Annotated in this window: 3 protein-coding genes and 1 pseudogene; 3 read left to right on the top strand and 1 reads right to left on the bottom strand. The window is 29.3% G+C overall.

Features of this window, described 5'->3' with window-relative positions:
• The 3 genes and pseudogenes from K324_RS16430 to K324_RS14710 all read left to right on the top strand — a co-directional run.
• Nucleotides 1-2,862 (top strand): annotated as a pseudogene (locus K324_RS16430) (hypothetical protein); the annotation flags it as partial.
• 15 nt (nt 2,863-2,877) lie between these two features.
• Complete coding sequence (locus K324_RS15265; protein ID WP_051354435.1) at nt 2,878-3,960, top strand: SMI1/KNR4 family protein; 1,083 nt, start codon at nt 2,878-2,880, stop codon at nt 3,958-3,960.
• 342 nt (nt 3,961-4,302) lie between these two features.
• Nucleotides 4,303-4,476, top strand: coding sequence for a hypothetical protein (locus K324_RS14710; RefSeq protein ID WP_232056222.1), 174 nt, complete (start codon nt 4,303-4,305; stop codon nt 4,474-4,476).
• 218 nt (nt 4,477-4,694) lie between these two features.
• Here the strand turns inward: K324_RS14710 and K324_RS0109195 are convergent, their stop codons facing one another.
• Nucleotides 4,695-5,036 (bottom strand): hypothetical protein, encoded by a 342-nt coding sequence (locus tag K324_RS0109195; protein WP_026748886.1) that lies wholly within the window; start codon nt 5,034-5,036, stop codon nt 4,695-4,697.
• Between the last annotated feature and the right edge of the window lie 144 nt (nt 5,037-5,180).

Here is a 5,180-nt window from a genome sequence, read left to right as displayed (position 1 = left end):
ATAAGTGCAAATGGAATGCCAAGTTCCGTAAATGTAAGCGGAAGCAGAACTAATGGAAACAGGGCATTTGTAGATAATCAAAGTTCATTTATTGTTGGAGAGGGAAGTAATCTTCAGGTTGGAACACTTGAAAATACTGGTGCAGTAATTGGAAAACAGAGTGATAACAACACAACATTCAAGATTGACAACTATATAGCCAAAAATATCTATAATGAAGATACAATGACAACAACTGGAGGCTCAATAGGAGCTTCACTTGGAGGAAAACCAAGAATCACAAGTGCAGGCTTCAATCAGGACAGCAGGGACAAGGAAGGAATTACAAGAAACACTATTGTAGGAAACGTTGAGATACAGAATGCTTCAGGAGATGAGATAAACAGGGATTTAGGAAAAGCTAATGAAATAACGAAAGATACTCACAGAAGCACAAATATCAATGTAGAGCCGCAGGTTATAGAATATATTTCAAATCCAACAAAATTCAAGGAAGATTTGGAAGTAGCAATACTTGAAGGAAAAGCAACAGGAGAAACGGTATTAAAATCCATAGAAAATGTTGTAAATGGTGGGAAAGAAGATATTGGAGCCCCTGAAAGAAGAACAATCAATGAAATCAAGGAAAGCATAATAAGGGTAAAGACAGCACCTCAAATGGAAAGTATAGCGAAAGCGGAAGACCTTAATTCCCCTGATGTACTTAAAAAACTTGATATAGCAGCAATAGAAAAATTTAATCCTGATAATCCTGACTTGCCGGAAAATGTAAGGGCAAGGCTTGACGAGCTGGCAGAAGATGGAAAGACAATAAGGGCTTTCTATGACAAGACAACCAATAAAATCTTTGTAAATGAGAATCTAACAGATGATGCAGAAATACGTGCCTCAGTAGCAAGGGAATGGAAAATATCAGAAGACCTGAAAACTGGAAAAGGGAAAGCAAATGATGAAGGACAGCTGAAGTCAACAGTAGCAGGAGAACTGGCTTATGATGATATGATGAAAAGAGCTAGGGAAGGCAAGACTGGAAGCATAAGTACGAGTGAACTTGATGAAGCTGTTATGGATGTGGATAGTGAGATTACTGCTGATAAATGGGAAAGAACTAAATTCTTTTTTAGAACTCTTGGGAATCTTGGAGCTGGTGCTACAAATATGGTGGTACAGGGCGGTAAAGCAACTGGTAATACTATTATAGCAGGTTATCATTATGCAACTGGTAATAAAAAGGCAGGAGATGCACGGATAAAAAGAGCTCAGAATAATGTAAATAATGTTGTAAATCAGCCTGGAAAAACAATAAAAACAATACAGACTGATGCTAGACAAACAGCATCTAAAATAGAGAAAGAAAAAAAAGAAAAAAAGGAGAGAGAAAAAAAGGAAAATAATAGAAAAAATGAAAATAGACAAGCTGTAGATTCTTTAAAAAAGGAAATTAGAGAAACAAAAGATCCTCAAAAGAGGAAGAAACTTCAGGAACAATTAGATATGGTTGAGCCTCATTTTGCCAAAGAATTTCTTAAATGGGGAACTGAGTCAATTGCAGATTCTATTGTAGGGAAAACAGTTTTTAATATTGTTAATAAAGGATTAAATGGAGCATTAGAAAAAGGATTAGAAAAAGGATTTACTGCTTTAGCAGGTAGTACAACCGCTACTGTAGGTGTATTATTTCTTTTAACTTCACAAAATATGGGAACAAATGATGAAACGGATATATATAGCAAGTATAAAAATCACCCTGAACTTATTCCTATATTTAAGAAATCTAAAGATATTTCACCAAAAGAAGCAAATTATATCAGGGAAAAGTATCCTCAATATTATAGCGATTATAAAATAGCTGAAAGAATAAATCCCAACAAAACAGATTTTGATAAACACCAAACGGATTTAAAAGTTGCCAGAGTTTATGGTATGAAGGAAGAAAAAGAATCTGGAGCTAAAGTTTTAGGAACAATGGCAGGTTTTCTTGTAGAGCCATATGTTACTTCTGGAATAAAAAAGGCTGTAACTAAGGGTGGTGGAGCAGTTATTAATAGTTTAATTTCTAAGACTATTGTAGAAGAAGCAGGCTCAAAAGGTGGTTGGAATTTTAACTCAGAAATCTCAAAAACAGCAGTAAAAAATTCTGAGGGTAATTATACATTAGGTAGAGGTAATGAGTGGAGTGTAAATAATACTGTAACTTCTGTTAAAAAAATGGAAACTTCCGGTTTAAATGATGTATACAAGGTTGAGATAAATAATGGAATCACACCTAATTATGCGATAGTTAATGGGCAAAATTTTTTAACTATGAAAGAATACAATAATATTGCTACTAAAATGTCTAATTCTATAAAACCTTTAGAAGCTATAAAAGATCCTGTTTTAAATGTAGATAAAATAAGAAGTTTTCTAAAGACTCATGAATCAAAATATTTAAAATCAAGTTACAAAGCGGATGATTTATCAATTGCAACTGCAAAAATTGTAACAACTGATGGTAAAGTAGAAAATATTTTATCAGTTAATGGTAAAGCATGGAATGGGAATGCTCCAAAAGAAGTTACTATTAATAATGTGAAGTACAAGGTTATTATTAAGGACAGTGAATCAGTAAAAACATATACAGGGATTTCTCAAAATGGGAATAAAGTATGGAATCTAAACCATGCAGAGAAGAAACTGGCAAGCTATATTCAGGATAATTATTCAGGTAAGGGGGTAAAAGTAGATATTGGAGTCCAGAATACATCTATAAAAAATTCAGGTATGTGTCCAATTTGTAATTCTTCAATGTTTGATTTTTTTAAAAATAATCCTGATATGAGAATAACTATTTATGAAGGAACAACAGAAATAAATCCATAAGGGAAAGGAAATAAAATGAATGAAAGATTTATGGATATGCTAAAAGAATATCTAAAAAAAAATGAGAGAAAAGCAATAGGATACAGTGAAGAAGAAATTACTAAAATTGAAAAGCTGTATGATATAGAAGTAAAAGGAGATTTCAGGGAGTTCTTAAAATATGCCGGAAGATGTGATGGAGATTTACTGGGAGATGATCCTGTTATCTTATATAGGCAAACTTGGAGTATACAGTCTTACTTAAGAAAAAATTATTTTAACTTTATAGATGAAGATTATACGGTATTACATGGCGATCTCCAAAAGAAACCATTTATATTTTCAATAGAAATGGAAACCTATTATTTTTATATAAGGACAGCAGATGATGATTTAAAGGTATACTGTTTTGATGAGAATGAAGAAATATTAAAGGATACTGGAATGAATTTTAATGAATATATGGTTGATTTAGTAGAAAGATACAATCCTGAATTAAAACCTACACTAGATTTTTCCACTGTAGGAGAATTAATGGTACAGTGTGATACATCTGAAAAAAGAATAATAGGATTAAAGGAAATAAGGGAATACGTATCTTCAGAAAGAAAAGAAACCTCAGAGATTTTTATCCTTTTTGAAAAATATCTTGAAAAGAGCAAGAAGAAATTTACAGGATACAATGATGATGAGATAAGGGGGATAGAGGAACTATATGATATAGAAGTGAAAGGAGATTTCAGGGAATATTTAAGTATAGCAGGAAAAAGTTTAGGAGGATTATTAGGTAAAAAAGAATTCTTATTATACAGTGATATTGGTGTAAGAGAAAGGATTTTATTGCAATTTTCACTTGAAAAAGAATTGAGAGAAAACGAATTGTATGATATCGTTGATGAGAAATTTTTTATTTTAGATTATAAAAATAATTCTGAATATATTTTTATAACGACTAAAAATAATGGGAAAATATATTATTATAATAAAGATAGAAAAATCTTAAAAGAAGTAGAAAATAATTTTAATGATTATATTGTTAAATTAATAAAAAAATATAATCGTAGTCTTGTAGAGATAAAAAATGATATAACATCTGGAAATATTCTAAATATAATCTAAATAAGTGGGCGTATCTAAAATAAAAAAAGAAAGAAAATTCAAAATCTAATAAGGGTGTGTAAAAATTTTTGTGTAAACCTCTAAATAATATATAGTAAAATAACTATATAATGTTTTTATTATGGCTAAAAAGAAATCTGTCTGTTAAGATATAGTTATAGAAATATTTAATAATCTGAATAGAAGAAGTGGAATCCGCTTATAAATAGAAGTTTAAAGCAAGGTGTGGAAAAAAATACAAAACAGTACCATTATTAGAACATAAGCCAGATTATATAAATAATATACAAAATATAATTCAAAAACATCATCAGAGGATTATTTAATATCGGTACTCCTGAAATGGAAATGTTACCACTATATCAGCTAATATTTTCTCAACCAGGACTTCCTCTTTTAGTAAAAGATAAATGGGGACTAACAGTAATTGAATTTGCGAGAAGGTTTAATAGACCAATAGCAGTGAAAATGATGGAAGATTATGTAAAAAAATATAACCTAAAAGAAGACAGTTAAAATTTTTAGATAACCGTTGTTGTAAAAGACAGCGGTTATTTTTTTAATATTACATATAATTTGAATTTTTAAAACAATTTTTTACTCAACAGATCCTATAGCAGTAAAAAAAATGAAACAATATTGATAGAGTGTCCAGAGAAATATATAATTTTTGGAGAACATAAATTTTTTTGTATAAATTCCTAAAATTATAAATGGACACTCCCTTTTTTTATTTATCTTTCCAAAAATTTTGAAATCAAATCTTTAACTTTTTCATTAAATTCTTTACTTAAAAAATAGTCTTTTACTTCTTTCTGAATACCGGAAAGTCTAGTTGCAGATTCCATAATTTTAGTAACAGGATTTTCTTTTCCTGAACTGAATGTCTTTATATTTTTTTCTTCTAATTTAAATTGCTTTTCAAATTCAAAATATTGTTTTTTTAAAGTCAATTCTTCTTCAAAATTTAACAATTCTTCAAAATTAATTATTGGATAAAACTTATTTTTATACATTCCATAAAGATAAGATTTCTGATTAAATTTCTTAGATTTTAGATTACTTTTTTCTTCCATAGTTATCACTCCTTTTTTATATTTATTTATAAAATTTCTTATTTAATTTTGGAGTGTACCCAAAATCTTGGACAAATAATTTGAAAACTTGTTTTCTATTTATTAAAACTTAGTTTAAGAAAAGTAATTTGAAAAAAGTACATA

This window comes from Leptotrichia trevisanii DSM 22070 (assembly GCF_000482505.1).
GTDB lineage: Bacteria > Fusobacteriota > Fusobacteriia > Fusobacteriales > Leptotrichiaceae > Leptotrichia > Leptotrichia trevisanii.
Note: the sequence above shows the minus strand (reverse complement) of the source record. Positions and strands in the feature narration are given on the sequence as shown.

Coding starts and splice junctions, on each gene's coding strand:
- K324_RS15265 (WP_051354435.1), top strand. CDS start 2,878: ATGAATGAAAGATTTATGGATATGCTAAAAGAATATCTAAAAAAAAAT.
- K324_RS14710 (WP_232056222.1), top strand. CDS start 4,303: ATGGAAATGTTACCACTATATCAGCTAATATTTTCTCAACCAGGACTT.
- K324_RS0109195 (WP_026748886.1), bottom strand. CDS start 5,036: ATGGAAGAAAAAAGTAATCTAAAATCTAAGAAATTTAATCAGAAATCT.